The sequence below is a fragment of the Pseudobutyrivibrio ruminis AD2017 genome, from assembly GCF_000424305.1.
Classification (GTDB): domain Bacteria; phylum Bacillota; class Clostridia; order Lachnospirales; family Lachnospiraceae; genus Pseudobutyrivibrio; species Pseudobutyrivibrio ruminis_B.
In genome coordinates this window covers 1-14,172 of sequence record NZ_AUJQ01000017.1, presented here as the reverse complement: position 1 = coordinate 14,172, position 14,172 = coordinate 1, and the positions used below count along the sequence as shown (strand labels likewise).

Sequence of the window (14,172 nt, the reverse complement as noted above, 5' to 3'; positions counted from 1 at the left end):
TACGCGAGCTGGGTTCAGAACGTCGTGAGACAGTTCGGTCCCTATCCGGCGCGGGCGTAGGATATTTGAGAGGAGCTGCCCCTAGTACGAGAGGACCGGGGTGGACGGACCACTGGTGTATCAGCTGTCGACCAACGGCATAGCTGAGTAGCCAAGTCTGGACGGGATAAACGCTGAAGGCATCTAAGCGTGAAGCCCCCCTCAAGATGAGATATCCCCTTCCTTCAAGGAAATAAGATCCCTTATAGACGATAAGGTAGATAGGTTCAAGGTGTAAGTGCGGTAACGCATTCAGCTGATGAATACTAATAGATCGAAGGTTTATTCTAAAGAAAAGAATGTAGCGAATAATCGGAAGACTAAGTCTTACTGTGTGAAGTTTTGAAGTTGCTATGTTTCTGGGGGCGTAGCTCAGTTGGGAGAGCACCTGCCTTGCAAGCAGGGGGTCAAGAGTTCGAATCTCTCCGTCTCCACTTCAGTTTTTAACTGAAATGCTTTTGTATTCCTCAATAGCTCAGTTGGTAGAGCACTCGGCTGTTAACCGAGTTGTCGTAGGTTCGAGTCCTACTTGGGGAGTTCATAAGCCGATGTGGCTCAATTGGCAGAGCAGCTGATTTGTAATCAGCAGGTTATCGGTTCGAGTCCGATCATCGGCTTTTAAATAGGGGCTTATAGCTCAGCTGGTTAGAGCGCACGCCTGATAAGCGTGAGGTCGGTGGTTCGAGTCCACTTAAGCCCATTTAATATAGTTACGGGGTGTGGCTCAGCTTGGCTAGAGCACCTGGTTTGGGACCAGGGGGTCGCAGGTTCGAATCCTGTCACCCCGACTAAGAAATTGGATATGCGGGTGTGGTTCAATGGTAGAACATCAGCCTTCCAAGCTGAATACGTGGGTTCGATTCCCATCACCCGCTCTTAATAATTTAATATGCGCGATTAGCTCAGCTGGCAGAGCACCTGACTCTTAATCAGGGTGTCCAGGGTTCGAACCCCTGATCGCGCACTAGTATGAAACGATGTGTTTTCGCACATCGTTTTTTTTAAAATAATGTAATATCAAAGGGGTAATAATGAATAAGTACGAGCAAAAGGCTGCTCCAATTGTAGAAGCATTGGAGAGGTTTAAAAGAAGAAGGGTAGTTCCTTTCGATGTACCAGGACACAAGCGAGGCAGGGGTAATCCGGAACTTGTAGATTTGCTAGGCAAACAGTGCGTTGGACTTGACGTAAATTCCATGAAGCCATTGGATAATTTAGGTCATCCTATCTCTGTAATTAAAGAAGCGGAAGAACTTACAGCAGATGCATTTGGTGCGGCTCATGCATTTTTAATGGTAAACGGTACAACTAGCTCTGTTCAGACTATGATTCTATCTGTTTGTAAAGCAGGGGACAAAATACTTATTCCTAGAAATGTACATAAGAGCGTTATTAATGCGATGGTGCTTTGTGGTGCTGTACCTGTTTATGTTGAAGTAAAGGTTAATCCCACAATAGGCATTGCTCTTGGTGTGGAAGTAGATGAGGTTCGTCGAGTAATGGATGCTAATCCAGATGCTAAGGCTATCCTTATAAATAATCCTACTTATTATGGTATTTGTTCTAATCTTAAAGAAATAGTTCGTATAGCACATGAGCGTGGCATGAAAGTTTTGGCCGATGAAGCCCATGGCACACATTTATATTTTAATGACAATTTACCTATGTCTGGAATGGCGGCGGGAGCGGATATGGCTGCTGTTTCAATGCATAAATCTGGAGGAAGTCTTACACAGAGCTCTATCTTGCTATGTGGAGAGAATATGGATGCAGAGTATGTTAGACAGATTATTAATCTAACACAGACAACTAGTGCATCATATCTTCTGTTATCTAGCCTTGACTTATCAAGAAGAAATCTTGCATTGCGTGGCAATGAATCTTTTGAAAAAGTGGCCCATATGGCCGAATATGCAAGAAATGAGATTAATGAAATTGGTGGTTTCTATGCATACGGCAAGGAGCTAATAGATGGAGATAGTGTTTTCGATTTTGATGTAACTAAACTGTCTATATATACTCAGGGAATAGGCCTCACAGGTATAGAGGTTTACGATTTACTCAGAGATGAATATGATATTCAAATCGAATTTGGAGATATAGGAAATATTTTGGCTTATATTTCAATTGGAGATAGAATTCAAGATATTGAACGCTTGGTAGGAGCACTGGAAGATATTAAGCGTTTGTACGAAAAAGATTCCAGTGATTTATACTGCGGAGAGTTCATTCAACCAGAACTTGTAATGACTCCACAGCAGGCATTTTATGCCAATAAGGTACAATTACCTATTAATGAAATTGAGGGAAAGATATGTGGAGAGCTTGTAATGTGTTATCCACCAGGTATACCTATTTTGACGCCTGGAGAACGTATTACAGCTGACATTATTGAATATATCAAGTTTGCAAAGGAAAAAGGATGTAGTCTGCAGGGGACACTTGATCCTGCTGTAGAGCTAATAAATGTAATAGTATAGTGGAGAAGTATTAATGGATTTTTGGTTTTCACAGATGGAGACGGAGCACGTAAAGACAAGCATCCGTGTCAATAAACAGCTATATAGTGCCCAAAGTGAGTATCAGAGAATTGATGTTTTTGATACACAAGAGCTTGGGAAAATGATTGTATTAGATGGTGAAATCATTTTTTCTGAGGCTGATGAATTTATCTATAATGAAATGATAGTGCATGTGCCTATGGCGGTGCATCCTAATGTTAAGCAGGTGCTTATTATTGGTGGAGGCGATGGCGGTGTTGCCAGAGTACTTACTGAATATCCTGAAATTGAACACATTGATGTGGTAGAGCAGGATGAAATGTTCCTTGAAATCAGCAAAGAATTTTTCCCAGAGACAGCAAAGGGATTTGATGATGAGCGAGTTACCGTTACTTACATGGACGGTCTCAGATTTTTGCGACGCTGTAGGGATAAATATGATTTGATTATTAATGATACAACAGACCCATTCGGTTATGCTGAAGGATTGTTTACAAGAGAGTTCTATGGAAGCTGCTATAGAGCTCTTAAAGAAGATGGAATCATGGTTTATCAGCATGGAAGTCCATTTTATGATGAGGACGAGGAAGCTTTTAGAGCTATGCACAGAAAGGCCTATAAGAGTTTTCCTATCAACAGAGTATACCAAGCCAATATTCCAACATGCCCTTCAGGCTATTGGATGTTTGGATTTGCTTCTAAAAAATATCATCCACTAAAGGATTTAGATTCTAAACGTTGGAAAGCAAGAAATATCAAAACCTGGTATTACACAACAAATCTACATAAGGGGGCGTTTATGTTGCCAAGATATGTAGAAGAGTTGTTGGTTGAAGAAGAAAAAGCCGCAAAGAAAGAAAACATAGATTAAAGGAGAAAATGGTATGGCAAGATTATTAATTATTGGATGTGGTGGAGTTGCGCAAGTAGCAATTTCAAAATGCTGTCAAAATAGCGATGTATTTGAGGAGATTATGATAGCAAGCCGCACAGTTTCAAAGTGCGAGGCTATGAAGGAAAAATTAGAGAAAACTACAAAGACAGTTATTAAGACTGCTCAGATTGATGCTGATGATGTAGAGGCTTTAACAAAGTTAATCAAGGAATATGCACCAGACGCTGTTCTTAATGTAGCCCTTCCTTATCAGGATTTGACTATTATGGATGCATGTCTTGCTGCAGGGGTAGATTATATCGATACAGCAAACTATGAACCAGAGGATACAGATGACCCTGAGTGGAGAGCTATTTACGAAAAGCGTTGTAAGGATTTAGGTTTCTCAGCATATTTCGATTATAGCTGGCAGTGGGCATATCAGGATAAGTTCAAGGATGCTGGTCTTACAGCACTTCTTGGAACAGGCTTTGACCCAGGCGTCACATCGGTATTTGCAGCTTATGCTAAAAAGCATTATTTTGATGAGATTCATACAATCGATATATTAGATTGCAACGGTGGTGACCACGGTTATCCATTTGCTACAAACTTTAACCCAGAGATTAATCTTCGTGAGGTTTCAGCTCCAGGCTCTTATATGGAAAATGGAAAATGGGTTGAAGTCCCAGCTATGAGCATTAAGAGAGAGTACGATTTTGATGGAGTAGGAATGAAGGACATGTACCTTCTTCACCATGAAGAAATCGAAGCTTTGGGACGTAACATGCCAGAGGTTAAGAGAATCAGATTTTTCATGACATTTGGTCAGAGCTATTTAACACATATGAAATGCCTTGAGAATGTGGGAATGTTATCTACAACGCCTATTAACTTCAATGGACAGGAGATTGTTCCTATTCAGTTTTTGAAGGCACTTCTTCCTGACCCAGCATCTTTGGGACCACGTACAGTTGGAAAGACAAACATTGGTTGTATTTTCACAGGAATCAAGGATGGAAAGGAACGTTCTATCTATATTTATAATGTATGTGACCACCAGGAATGCTACAAAGAGGTTGGCTCACAGGCAATCAGCTACACAACAGGTGTACCAGCTATGATTGGTGCTATGATGGTTGTTACAGGTCAATGGAAAAACCCTGGTGTATTTACTACAGATGAATTCGATCCAGACCCATACATGGAAGCACTTAACAAGTGGGGATTACCATGGCAGGTTGTAGAAAATCCTACATTGGTTGATTAATTAAGGAAGGTAGAAATGTTTTCCAAAATAGAAACACCAGCATATGTAATAGATGAGGGGAAATTAATAGAAAATCTGCAAATCTTAGATAAGGTAAGAAAAGATTCAGGTTGTAAAATCCTATTGGCTCAAAAGGCTTTTTCAAATTTTGCATTGTATCCGCTTATCGGACAGTATCTGGATGGTACTACCGCAAGCGGTATATATGAAGCGCGTTTAGGAAAAGAAGAAATGGGCAAGGAAAATCATGTGTTTTCTCCTGCTTATAAAGAAAATGATATGGATGAACTAGTTAAAATATGCGACCATATTGTTTTTAATTCTATTGCACAACTGATAAAATATAAGAATAAATGCATAGAAAATGGAGTGGGAATCGGCTTAAGATTGAATCCACAATGCTCCACACAAGGAGACCATGCTATCTATGACCCATGCTCAAAAGGCTCAAGACTTGGTGTAACATTAAATGCTTTAGAGCAAGCATTGGCTGAAGACGCTAGTATTTTAGATGGAGTAGATGGCTTTCATTTTCATACATTATGTGAGCAGAATTCGGATGATTTGGAGACTACCCTTAACTCCTTTTTACAGCAGTTTGGCCTATACCTTTCACAGATGAAGTGGTTGAATATGGGCGGTGGTCATCATATCACAAGAGCCGATTATGATGTAGACAGGTTGGTTAGGTTGATACGCAAGGTTAAGGAAGACTACGGTCTTCAAGTTTATCTAGAGCCAGGTGAAGCCATTGCCCTTAGTGCAGGATATTTTGTAACAGAGGTTTTGGATATTGTTGATAACGATATAAAGACGCTGGTTTTAGATGGCTCTGCAGCATGTCACATGCCTGATGTGTTGGAAATGCCATATCGGCCACCTCTTAAGGATTCAGGTAAATGGGGCGAAAAGCCTTTTGACTATCGACTCAGCTCCTATACATGCCTAGCAGGAGATATTATTGGCGATTATTCATTCGATAAAGAAATACATATCGGTGACAGGTTAATATTTGAAGATATGGCCATTTATTCTATGGTTAAAAATAACACCTTTAATGGTATTCCATTGCCATCTATCTATTTGCTTAAGGCTGATGGAACAATTGATTTAATAAAGAAATTTGGATACGAAGATTTTAAAAACAGGTTGTCTTAGATGAAGATAAATAGCACTCCAACAAAAGATAATTTTTATATGCCTGCGGAATATGCAAGACATAGAGGCTGCGTTATGATTTGGCCAGTTAGGCCAGGTTCGTGGCCAAATTCAGGAGCAGAAGCTAAAAAAGTTTTCGCGGAAATTGCAAGAGCTATAGCTGAAAGTGAGCAGCTGTGGATGTTAGCTGATGAAGCACATCTTCCAGAGGTAAAAGTAGAATTTGAAAATGATAAAAATATACATCCTGTTATGATTCCTACTGACGATGCATGGGCTAGAGATGTTGGTCCTACATGTGTAACAGATGGAACTACAGTCAGAGGGATTGATTGGGAATTTAATGCATGGGGCGGCCAGGTAGATGGCTTGTACGCTCACTGGGAAAAGGATGATGCTGCAGCACATCTTATCTGTAATGAAATATCTTTGGATTATTATGATGCTCATCCTTTTGTATTAGAAGGCGGCAGTGTACATTCTGATGGCGAAGGGACAGTGATAGTCACTGAAGCATGTTTGCTTAGCAAGGGCCGCAATCCCAAGATGTCTAAAGAAGAAATCGAAAAACAGCTACAGGAATATCTTGGAGCTAAGAAGATAATCTGGCTTCCTTGTGGAATATTCAATGATGAAACCAACGAACATGTGGATAATGTCTGCGCATTTGTAGGTAGCGCCCAGGTGGTTTTGGCATGGACTGACGACCAGTCTGATCCCCAGTATGCAATGAGTAAGGCATGTTTAGATGTGCTTGAAAATTCTGTCGATGCAAAAGGTCGTAAGTTTACAGTACACAAGCTACCTATCCCAAGTAATCCAGTTTGCGTTACAAAAGAAGAACTAATGGGTTACCAGTTTGAAGAGGGTGAAGATGTACGAGAAGAAGGTGAACGACTGGCTGCCAGCTATGTGAATTTTTACATTTCTAATGGTGGGGTCGTTGTACCTCAGTTTAACGATAAAAATGATAAGGTTGCGGTGGATATTTTAGGAAGACTCTTCCCTGATAGAAAGATTTACCCTATCTATGCAAGAGCGATTATAGTAGGTGGTGGAAATATTCACTGCATAACACAACAAATACCAGAATAGAGGGTTTTACTGGAGGTAGGCTGATGAGATTAGTAAAGGTTGCTGCAGTTCAGATGTGCTGTTCAGTTAACGTGGATGAGAATATAAAAAAGGCCGATAAAATGGTTCGTAGCGCCGCTGCGTCTGGAGCAAATATCATATTGCTACCAGAGCTGTTTGAAAGACAATATTTTTGTCAGGAGAGAAGATACGAATACTATGATTTTGCCAAATCAGTAGAGGAAAATGATGCGGTAAATCATTTTAAAGCTGTGGCAAAAGAACTATCAGTGGTTATTCCTGTTAGCTTTTACGAAAAGGATGGCACTGTTTTATATAATTCAGTTGCACTGATTGACGCAGATGGTGAAATACTAGGCGTTTATCGTAAGACTCACATTCCAGATGACCATTTTTATCAGGAGAAATTTTACTTTACTCCAGGTAACACAGGCTTTAAAACCTGGAAAACTCAGTTTGGCACAATAGGTGTCGGTATTTGTTGGGACCAATGGTTCCCTGAAACCGCAAGAGCAATGGCCTTGCAGGGGGCAGAAATGCTTTTATATCCAACAGCTATCGGCAGCGAGCCTATTATTGAATGCGATAGCATGCCACATTGGAGACGCTGTATGCAGGGGCATGCTGGCTCAAATTTGATGCCTGTAATTGCTGCTAATCGTATCGGTTTAGAAACCGTAGAGCCATGTAAAGAAAATGCCATGCAGTCATCAAGTCTGGAATTCTACGGCAGTTCGTTTATGACAGATGAAACAGGTGAGATTTTGGAATCTGCTTCTAGAGATAAGGAAGAGATTTTGATACATACCTATGATTTGGATGAAATCTATGAAAACCGAATGAGTTGGGGAATTTTCAGAGATAGACGTCCAGAATGTTATGGAGACGTACTATAAAGGAGAGAATATGGAATTCAAAAAGATTTGTAAAGATTTCGATTTAAAGCTGCTCCAATTAGATACATGGGGCATGCTCACACCTGAGGAGGTTCAGGAGAAGTTAGTGCAAAAGAATAGCCTTGTTAATGATTACGAAAGTAATATCATCACATTGCATCAGTTTGAAACAAAAGTTGAATCTCTCACAACAGGATTAGAAATCCCTTCAAAGGATGACATTTTAGATAGATGTAAGGCATTGAATAATGAGTAATCTTTGGTACAAAAAAGCGGCAGAAGACTGGAACAGTGCTCTTCCTCTTGGAAACGGATTTATGGGCGCAATGTGTTTTGGCGGAACTGTGATTGACCGATTCCAGCTAAATAATGACAGCGTTTGGTGGGGTGGCTATAGAAACCGCATTAATCCAGATGCTAAAGAAAACATCCCTGAAATAAGAAGACTTATCAGAGATGGAAGAATCGCCGACGCCGAGGAGCTTGCCCATGAATCTATGGCGGGCATACCTGATTATCAAAGTCACTATGAACCACTTGCGGATTTGTTTATCATCCCTGAGGGCAAAGAGCGTATCCAGATTTTGGGCATACGCGAGGGATGGAGTGGACAGCTTAAACTCGTTGAAGATATTCCAGATTACAAGCGCCAGCTTGACATCGATACAGGAATACATACAGTTAGTTATACAAAGGATGGCGTAGCTTTTCATAGGGAAAGCTTTATTTCATATGTGGATAAAGTGATGGCCATAAAATGCCAGGGTGCAAAACTTCGTATTTTTGCAGAACGTAGCAATCAATGTGAAAAGGTATATAAGCTTTCGGACAATACCATTTGTATGGAAGGTCGTACTGGAGCTGATGGAGTTAGATTTTGCATGGCCGTTCGCGCAATCAAAGGCAATGCCTTTATTAGAGGAAGAATGCTACACACCGACGCAGATGCAGAAATACTTGTTGTTTCTCAGACAGATTTTTATTGTGAGAATCCTGTCGAAGATGTAGTTAAGACCTTGGACGAAGCTGAACGCTTAGGATACGAACAGCTTAAAACAAGACATGTATCTGATATAGAAGAGCTTATGAATCGCTGCAGGCTTGAAATCACATGTGAGAATAGGAATCTCATTCCTACAGATGAAAGATTACAGGCGGTTATAGATGGTGGAACAGATGATGGACTTATCAATCTGCTGTTTGCTTACGGAAGATATCTTTTGATTTCTTCTAGCAGGCCAGGCAGTCTGCCTGCTAATTTGCAGGGGATTTGGAACGACAGTTTTTCGCCTGCGTGGGATAGCAAATATACCATCAACATAAATACAGAAATGAATTATTGGCCTGCGGAAGTCACAGGATTATCAGAGCTTCATGAGCCTTTGTTTAATCTTTTGAAACGCATGGTAGAAAATGGAAGAAAGTCAGCTTCTGAAATGTTTAATGCAAGAGGCTGGATGGCATTTCATAACACAGATATGTGGGGAGATTGTGCTCCGCAGGATAGTTGGCAGGCAGCCAGCTATTGGCAGATGGGGGCAGCATGGCTTTGCCTTCACCTATTAGAGCACTATCGATATACAAAAGATAAGCAATTTATGGAAGAATATCTTCCCATGATAAAGGAGGCTGCACTTTTCTTTGAGGATACACTTATCGAAAATGAGGAAGGTCAGCTTGTGGTATCGCCTACAGTTTCACCGGAAAATACCTACATGCTTTCGAATGGTGAAAAAGGGATGATGTGCGAAGGTGCATCTATGGACGCCCAGATTCTGTATGAGCTTTTTAGCGGCTTGATTGAAACAGACATGATTAGTTCAGAGGAGAAAAAGCGCTACAGTCGTATTTTAGAAAAGCTTCCTAAGCCTCAAATATCAAAGAACGGAACCATTCAAGAATGGGCAAAGGATTATGAAGAGATAGAGCTTGGCCACAGACATATATCACATTTGTTTGCCCTATATCCTGGAAAGCAGTTTTTCGATAGCCCAAATAGTGATGAGCTTTTGAAAGCAGCTAGAGCAACAATCGAAAGAAGACTTTCCCATGGTGGTGGTCATACTGGATGGTCTAGAGCCTGGATTATAAATATGTGGGCCAGACTTGGTGATGGGCAGCAGTGCTATGAAAACATCATGGCTCTTATGAGACAGTCACTTCTTCCAAATCTTTTTGATAATCATCCACCTTTTCAAATAGATGGGAATCTTGGTTTGGTATCAGGCATTGCGGAGATGCTGCTTCAAAGTCATGAGGGTGAAGATGTATTGCTTCCAGCTCTTCCAAAGCAGTGGAAATCAGGGAAGATAACAGGTCTACGTTCACGTGAGGGCAAAATTGTCGATATAGAATGGTAAAAGAGCCTATTTGTGGAAAAGAATCATACTTTTTATAAAGAATGTACATAACTTTTTCACAGTCTATTGATACACTATTCCTCGTGGTGTTTTTCGGAAAGAAGAACAACGGGGAGGAAATAAGACGAGACATGAAAGCACAAGACTTAAAGGCATTACAATTGTTATTAAAGAATGAAATGGATTTTGATTCGATTTGTAAATGTTTTCCAGGTTACAAAAAGACAACTGAAGATATCCATTCTCAGGAATCTAGAATGATTAACTCAGAAAGCATGATTATAAAAAAGGCAAATTGTTCATAACATGATTGTAAAGCAGGCTCCCAAAATTTTGGGAGCTTTTTAATATATATGATATTTTTGTGAAAATGAGTATTTTGGGACAATATTAATGTATTATGTAGAAATGTAAAAAATACTTATTTAAAGGGAGGACAGAGTTATGCAGTTTGACATTCAGTATTTATTGTTGTTGCAGGAACTAAGAAATGCAACAGGAGGAGTTTTCGACGAATTTTTTAACGCACTTTCAAAGATAGCAGTTGACGTTATGCCAATGCTTCCATTCTTTGTTTATTGGTGTGTTAGTAAAAAATGGGGCTATCGCTTTTTGGCATGGTATAGTGGTGGAGAACTTCTTAATGGTGTCATCAAGCTGACAGCCTGCGCTTATAGACCATGGATCAGGTCTGATTTAATCGAGCCTGCAGGTGATTCAAAGGTGGCAGCTACAGGGTATTCATTCCCTAGTGGACACACCACAAATGCCACTATACATTATGGTGGCACAGCCGTATGGCAGTGGAACAAACGTAGATGGGTTTCAGTAATATGTATCGTATTACTTGTTCTCACAGGCTTTTCTAGAAACTTCCTAGGCGTTCATACACCTCAGGATGTTGCCGTAGGCTTTGGCGCAACAGCCATTCTTATGTTCATTATTGCGAAGGTTCAAGACAAGCTTGAAGGCAACGAAAAAGCCAAGGATATCCTTACAATAGCAGGAATAGTCCTTGTCATCGCAGTACTTATTTATATCCAGGTAAAGCCATATCCAATGGATTACGTAGATGGACAGCTCCTTGTTGACCCACACAAGATGATGAAGGATACCTTCAAATCAGCAGGTTTGTTTCTTGGTTTTGTACTTGGCAGCTTCCTTGAAAGACATTATATTCATTATGAGATTCCAGAAACAGAAAAGAATCTACCAATGCTTGGTTTCATTGGAGTAGTTATCGTATTATCTTGGAAGGAATTCATGGGTAGCGCCATTTTCTGTGGAATGTTTGGAGACAACTGGGGTAGCTTTGTAGCAAGATGTCTGATGATGTTATTTGCTGTTGCCTTATACCCAATGCTCATTAAGAAGTGGGTTTAGAATTTAATTAGAAAAAAAGAAGAGGCTGCTAATGCAGTCTCTTCTGTATTTTAGGCCTCTTGTAAGATTGCCTCTACCTGGTCTTTTTTCTCAAATAAAACACATCCACCAACGTGATCATCCTTTAGAATATCACCAGCTTGAAGGATTTTAAATAGTCTAGAAGCGATTGCGCCCTTAAGACCTAAATCAATTACATTTGTATCTGAATATGGAGAAAATGGACATGGCTCCGCGCCTCCATTTGAGTTGATATGGAAGAATCCGCGTCCTGCCGCAACACATCCTCCTGAAGATTTTTCGTCTCCTGGGAAGGAGATAAATACCATATCTTCATACTGTTCACGCAACTGGCTAATTCTAGCTCTAAGCTGTTCCTCCTGAGCCTCAGATAAAGCTAAATCCTTGCTATCTTCAGACACAGGAACATATTCCACATAAATAACCGCCTTACAGCCATAACCCTGAAGCATCGAAACAAAATCATCCGATAGAACATCCTCAAAGTTTTCTGTAGTAACCGTTACTGAATTACCAAAAATCTGACCATTTTTCTTAAAGGTTTCCATGTTGGAAATTAGTTTATCGTATATACCTTCACCACGTCTTGCGTCGGTGGTTTCCTTGTGGCCTTCAATACTCATAATTGGAACGAGATTTCTGTTTTTATCGAACATATCAAAGTATTCATCGCTGATGAATACACCATTTGTAAATATTGGGAAGAGGATATTTGGCTTTGTAGCGGCAGCCTTGATTACACCCTTTCTAAGAAGAGGTTCGCCACCGGCTAAAAGGATAAAGCTGATTCCAAGAGCCTCTGCTTCGTCAAATATCTGAAGCCACTGTTCATCTGTAAGCTGATTCACAGGCTCACAATCCTTTGTTGCTTCATTTTGTCTGGAATAGCAGCCAGCACAATGAAGATTACAATTACTAGTAATAGAAGCGATGAGAAATGGTGGAACGTGAAGTCCATCTGCTTCAAATTGCTTTCTAATATCAGAAGCCTTCTTTGTAGCAAGTGCAAATTTTCCCATGAAAATGCTTTCCTTTGGGTCTTTTAGTGTGGCACGTAGAGAATCTTTAACTACACGTTCCACGCCTGCTGTCATGTATGCCTGAATATCAAATTCTTTTTCCATAATTAATTACCTCAATTGTATATAAGTTGCGCACAACTAAATGTAGCAAAATTATTATATCAACCTTGATATTATTTTTCAATAATCTTCTTCTCTATGTTATACTGAATCTATTATTGCGAAAGAAAGCTATTATTGGAGGTATAGATATGTACTATGTACCAGATGGCACAACTCTGGCAGGATTTTATGAATGCAAAGAGTGTGCAAACAGATTTTTATCAGTTCAGGTTGGACCAACACTGGTTTGCCCTTACTGCGGCGAACAGCCAAATATGGAAATTGGCCCTGATGAGGAAATGCCGGTTGCTACTGAGACAGCAAAGCTTATTTCAGTAGTACAGGGTGAAGAAGAGGTAGAGCGAATGGACGCGTTACTTTCACTTGCCGTTACTGGCGGGGATTATAATTGGATGTAGTTTATTTTTATAGAAAGAATAGGATTAATAAATGAAGTTATCAACTATACATCACATCGCTATTATTGTTTCTGATTACGAAAAATCAAAGGACTTCTACGTAAATAAGCTTGGGTTTGAAATTATAAGAGAAAATTACAGACCACAAAAAGACGATTGGAAGTTGGATTTAAAGGTAAACGATACAACTGAACTAGAGATATTCGCCCCTAAGAATCCACCCAAAAGACCATCCTTTCCAGAGGCATGCGGTCTTCGTCATTTAGCATTTAAAGTAGATGATATCGAAAAGATAGTGACAGAGCTTAATGATATGGGCATATCCTGCGAACCTATTAGGACAGATGAATTTACAAACAAGAAAATGACATTCTTCTTTGACCCAGATAATCTGCCATTAGAATTACATGAATAAAAACTTTAAATCTGTATTCACTATTTCGATTATAAACCGATATATATTATGTACACCATATTAATCAAGAGATAATTGGTTAATTAGGACATACCTAGTCTGCGCTAGGTCAGGAAAGGCAATTACTCAGTAGAGTGGTTGCCTTTTTCTTAATAATAGGTAACATTTGATATATTTCGCGGTAAAACGAAAGTTGAATATACAGTTTGTACAATTCTAACAATTAGCCCTGAAACGGTGAATAGATTTACTTTAAGAAATAAGCAAAAAAGGGGTTTACAACTGGAAATATAGGTGATATTATAATCGAGCACTGAGGGACAGCAAGTCACACAGTGCAAAACAAACAAACGAAGATTGATAACTGAACAGTGAAACAAACCTTGAATTAATACAAGTTTTTTGAAACATGTATCCTTGAAATTCATTTAAGTTTCTTAATGAAACGAAACCTTTATTAGTAAACAAGTCAGTTTTATACTGATTCGGAATTAAACTTTTTAACATGAGAGTTTGATCCTGGCTCAGGATGAACGCTGGCGGCGTGCTTAACACATGCAAGTCGAACGAAGCAACTTATCACGATCCCTTCGGGGTGACGATTTGTTGACTGAGTG

13 protein-coding genes, 7 tRNA genes and 2 rRNA genes are annotated in these 14,172 nt (G+C 39.8%); 21 read left to right on the top strand and 1 reads right to left on the bottom strand.

From position 1 onward, the window contains the following. The 18 genes from G611_RS0109955 to G611_RS0109870 all read left to right on the top strand — a co-directional run. Window positions 1–329 (top strand): 23S ribosomal RNA (locus G611_RS0109955); the annotation flags it as partial. A gap of 71 nt (window positions 330–400) precedes the next feature. Next, a tRNA-Ala gene (locus G611_RS0109950) sits at window positions 401–473 on the top strand. Between the two features lie 30 nt (window positions 474–503). After that, a tRNA-Asn gene (locus tag G611_RS0109945) sits at window positions 504–576 on the top strand. A gap of 7 nt (window positions 577–583) precedes the next feature. Continuing rightward, window positions 584–656 (top strand) — tRNA-Thr (locus tag G611_RS0109940). A 9-nt stretch (window positions 657–665) separates the two neighbouring features. Continuing rightward, window positions 666–739: transfer RNA gene (locus G611_RS0109935), tRNA-Ile, on the top strand. 13 nt (window positions 740–752) lie between these two features. After that, window positions 753–827 (top strand) — tRNA-Pro (locus G611_RS0109930). A 16-nt stretch (window positions 828–843) separates the two neighbouring features. Beyond that, window positions 844–914: transfer RNA gene (locus G611_RS0109925), tRNA-Gly, on the top strand. A 16-nt stretch (window positions 915–930) separates the two neighbouring features. Then, a tRNA-Lys gene (locus G611_RS0109920) sits at window positions 931–1,003 on the top strand. Window positions 1,004–1,070: 67 nt separating this feature from the next. Further along, the gene (locus G611_RS0109915; protein WP_028243487.1) at window positions 1,071–2,519 is read left to right on the top strand and encodes an aminotransferase class I/II-fold pyridoxal phosphate-dependent enzyme; all 1,449 of its coding nucleotides are present in this window, start codon (window positions 1,071–1,073) and stop codon (window positions 2,517–2,519) included. Window positions 2,520–2,532: 13 nt separating this feature from the next. Further along, a complete protein-coding gene (speE, locus tag G611_RS0109910; protein ID WP_028243486.1) occupies window positions 2,533–3,411 on the top strand; it encodes a polyamine aminopropyltransferase in 879 nt (292 codons plus the stop codon). A 13-nt stretch (window positions 3,412–3,424) separates the two neighbouring features. After that, window positions 3,425–4,684 carry a saccharopine dehydrogenase family protein gene (locus tag G611_RS0109905; RefSeq protein ID WP_028243485.1) on the top strand — a complete coding sequence of 420 codons (1,260 nt, stop codon included), beginning with the start codon at window positions 3,425–3,427 and terminating at the stop codon, window positions 4,682–4,684. A 15-nt stretch (window positions 4,685–4,699) separates the two neighbouring features. Continuing rightward, window positions 4,700–5,842 (top strand): carboxynorspermidine decarboxylase, encoded by a 1,143-nt coding sequence (nspC, locus tag G611_RS0109900; protein ID WP_028243484.1) that lies wholly within the window; start codon window positions 4,700–4,702, stop codon window positions 5,840–5,842. Then, window positions 5,843–6,937 carry an agmatine deiminase gene (gene aguA / locus G611_RS0109895; RefSeq protein ID WP_028243483.1) on the top strand — a complete coding sequence of 365 codons (1,095 nt, stop codon included), beginning with the start codon at window positions 5,843–5,845 and terminating at the stop codon, window positions 6,935–6,937. Between the two features lie 23 nt (window positions 6,938–6,960). Further along, window positions 6,961–7,833: an N-carbamoylputrescine amidase gene (gene aguB / locus G611_RS0109890; protein ID WP_028243482.1), complete on the top strand. Its 873-nt coding sequence runs from the start codon at window positions 6,961–6,963 to the stop codon at window positions 7,831–7,833. 10 nt (window positions 7,834–7,843) lie between these two features. After that, window positions 7,844–8,089, top strand: a complete 246-nt coding sequence (locus G611_RS0109885; protein WP_028243481.1) for a hypothetical protein — start codon at window positions 7,844–7,846, stop codon at window positions 8,087–8,089. Then, window positions 8,082–10,193: a glycosyl hydrolase family 95 catalytic domain-containing protein gene (locus tag G611_RS14595; RefSeq protein ID WP_036949031.1), complete on the top strand. Its 2,112-nt coding sequence runs from the start codon at window positions 8,082–8,084 to the stop codon at window positions 10,191–10,193. Before G611_RS0109885 ends, G611_RS14595 begins: the two co-directional genes overlap by 8 nt. A 131-nt stretch (window positions 10,194–10,324) precedes the next feature. Further along, the gene (locus G611_RS15775) at window positions 10,325–10,498 is read left to right on the top strand and encodes a hypothetical protein (RefSeq protein WP_155942285.1); all 174 of its coding nucleotides are present in this window, start codon (window positions 10,325–10,327) and stop codon (window positions 10,496–10,498) included. 139 nt (window positions 10,499–10,637) lie between these two features. After that, window positions 10,638–11,576, top strand: coding sequence for a phosphatase PAP2 family protein (locus tag G611_RS0109870; RefSeq protein WP_028243480.1), 939 nt, complete (start codon window positions 10,638–10,640; stop codon window positions 11,574–11,576). A gap of 50 nt (window positions 11,577–11,626) precedes the next feature. On the opposite strand, the gene G611_RS0109865 is transcribed toward G611_RS0109870, so the two are convergent. After that, entirely contained in the window at window positions 11,627–12,721 is a 1,095-nt protein-coding gene (locus tag G611_RS0109865) for a radical SAM/SPASM domain-containing protein (protein ID WP_028243479.1), read from the bottom strand. 149 nt (window positions 12,722–12,870) lie between these two features. Between G611_RS0109865 and G611_RS0109860 the strand changes: the two genes are divergently transcribed. The 3 genes from G611_RS0109860 to G611_RS0109850 form a co-directional block, all read left to right on the top strand. Beyond that, entirely contained in the window at window positions 12,871–13,140 is a 270-nt protein-coding gene (locus tag G611_RS0109860; protein ID WP_028243478.1) for a hypothetical protein, read from the top strand. Between the two features lie 31 nt (window positions 13,141–13,171). Continuing rightward, window positions 13,172–13,555, top strand: coding sequence for a VOC family protein (locus G611_RS0109855; protein ID WP_028243477.1), 384 nt, complete (start codon window positions 13,172–13,174; stop codon window positions 13,553–13,555). 501 nt (window positions 13,556–14,056) lie between these two features. Then, a 16S ribosomal RNA gene (locus G611_RS0109850) occupies window positions 14,057–14,172 on the top strand; the annotation flags it as partial.

Bases quoted from the DNA above. Each gene is read 5' to 3' on its own strand.
- G611_RS0109915 (WP_028243487.1), top strand. From the start codon at position 1,071: ATGAATAAGTACGAGCAAAAGGCTGCTCCAATTGTAGAAGCATTGGAG.
- speE (WP_028243486.1), top strand. From the start codon at position 2,533: ATGGATTTTTGGTTTTCACAGATGGAGACGGAGCACGTAAAGACAAGC.
- G611_RS0109905 (WP_028243485.1), top strand. From the start codon at position 3,425: ATGGCAAGATTATTAATTATTGGATGTGGTGGAGTTGCGCAAGTAGCA.
- nspC (WP_028243484.1), top strand. From the start codon at position 4,700: ATGTTTTCCAAAATAGAAACACCAGCATATGTAATAGATGAGGGGAAA.
- aguA (WP_028243483.1), top strand. From the start codon at position 5,843: ATGAAGATAAATAGCACTCCAACAAAAGATAATTTTTATATGCCTGCG.
- aguB (WP_028243482.1), top strand. From the start codon at position 6,961: ATGAGATTAGTAAAGGTTGCTGCAGTTCAGATGTGCTGTTCAGTTAAC.
- G611_RS0109885 (WP_028243481.1), top strand. From the start codon at position 7,844: ATGGAATTCAAAAAGATTTGTAAAGATTTCGATTTAAAGCTGCTCCAA.
- G611_RS14595 (WP_036949031.1), top strand. From the start codon at position 8,082: ATGAGTAATCTTTGGTACAAAAAAGCGGCAGAAGACTGGAACAGTGCT.
- G611_RS15775 (WP_155942285.1), top strand. From the start codon at position 10,325: ATGAAAGCACAAGACTTAAAGGCATTACAATTGTTATTAAAGAATGAA.
- G611_RS0109870 (WP_028243480.1), top strand. From the start codon at position 10,638: ATGCAGTTTGACATTCAGTATTTATTGTTGTTGCAGGAACTAAGAAAT.
- G611_RS0109865 (WP_028243479.1), bottom strand. From the start codon at position 12,721: ATGGAAAAAGAATTTGATATTCAGGCATACATGACAGCAGGCGTGGAA.
- G611_RS0109860 (WP_028243478.1), top strand. From the start codon at position 12,871: ATGTACTATGTACCAGATGGCACAACTCTGGCAGGATTTTATGAATGC.
- G611_RS0109855 (WP_028243477.1), top strand. From the start codon at position 13,172: ATGAAGTTATCAACTATACATCACATCGCTATTATTGTTTCTGATTAC.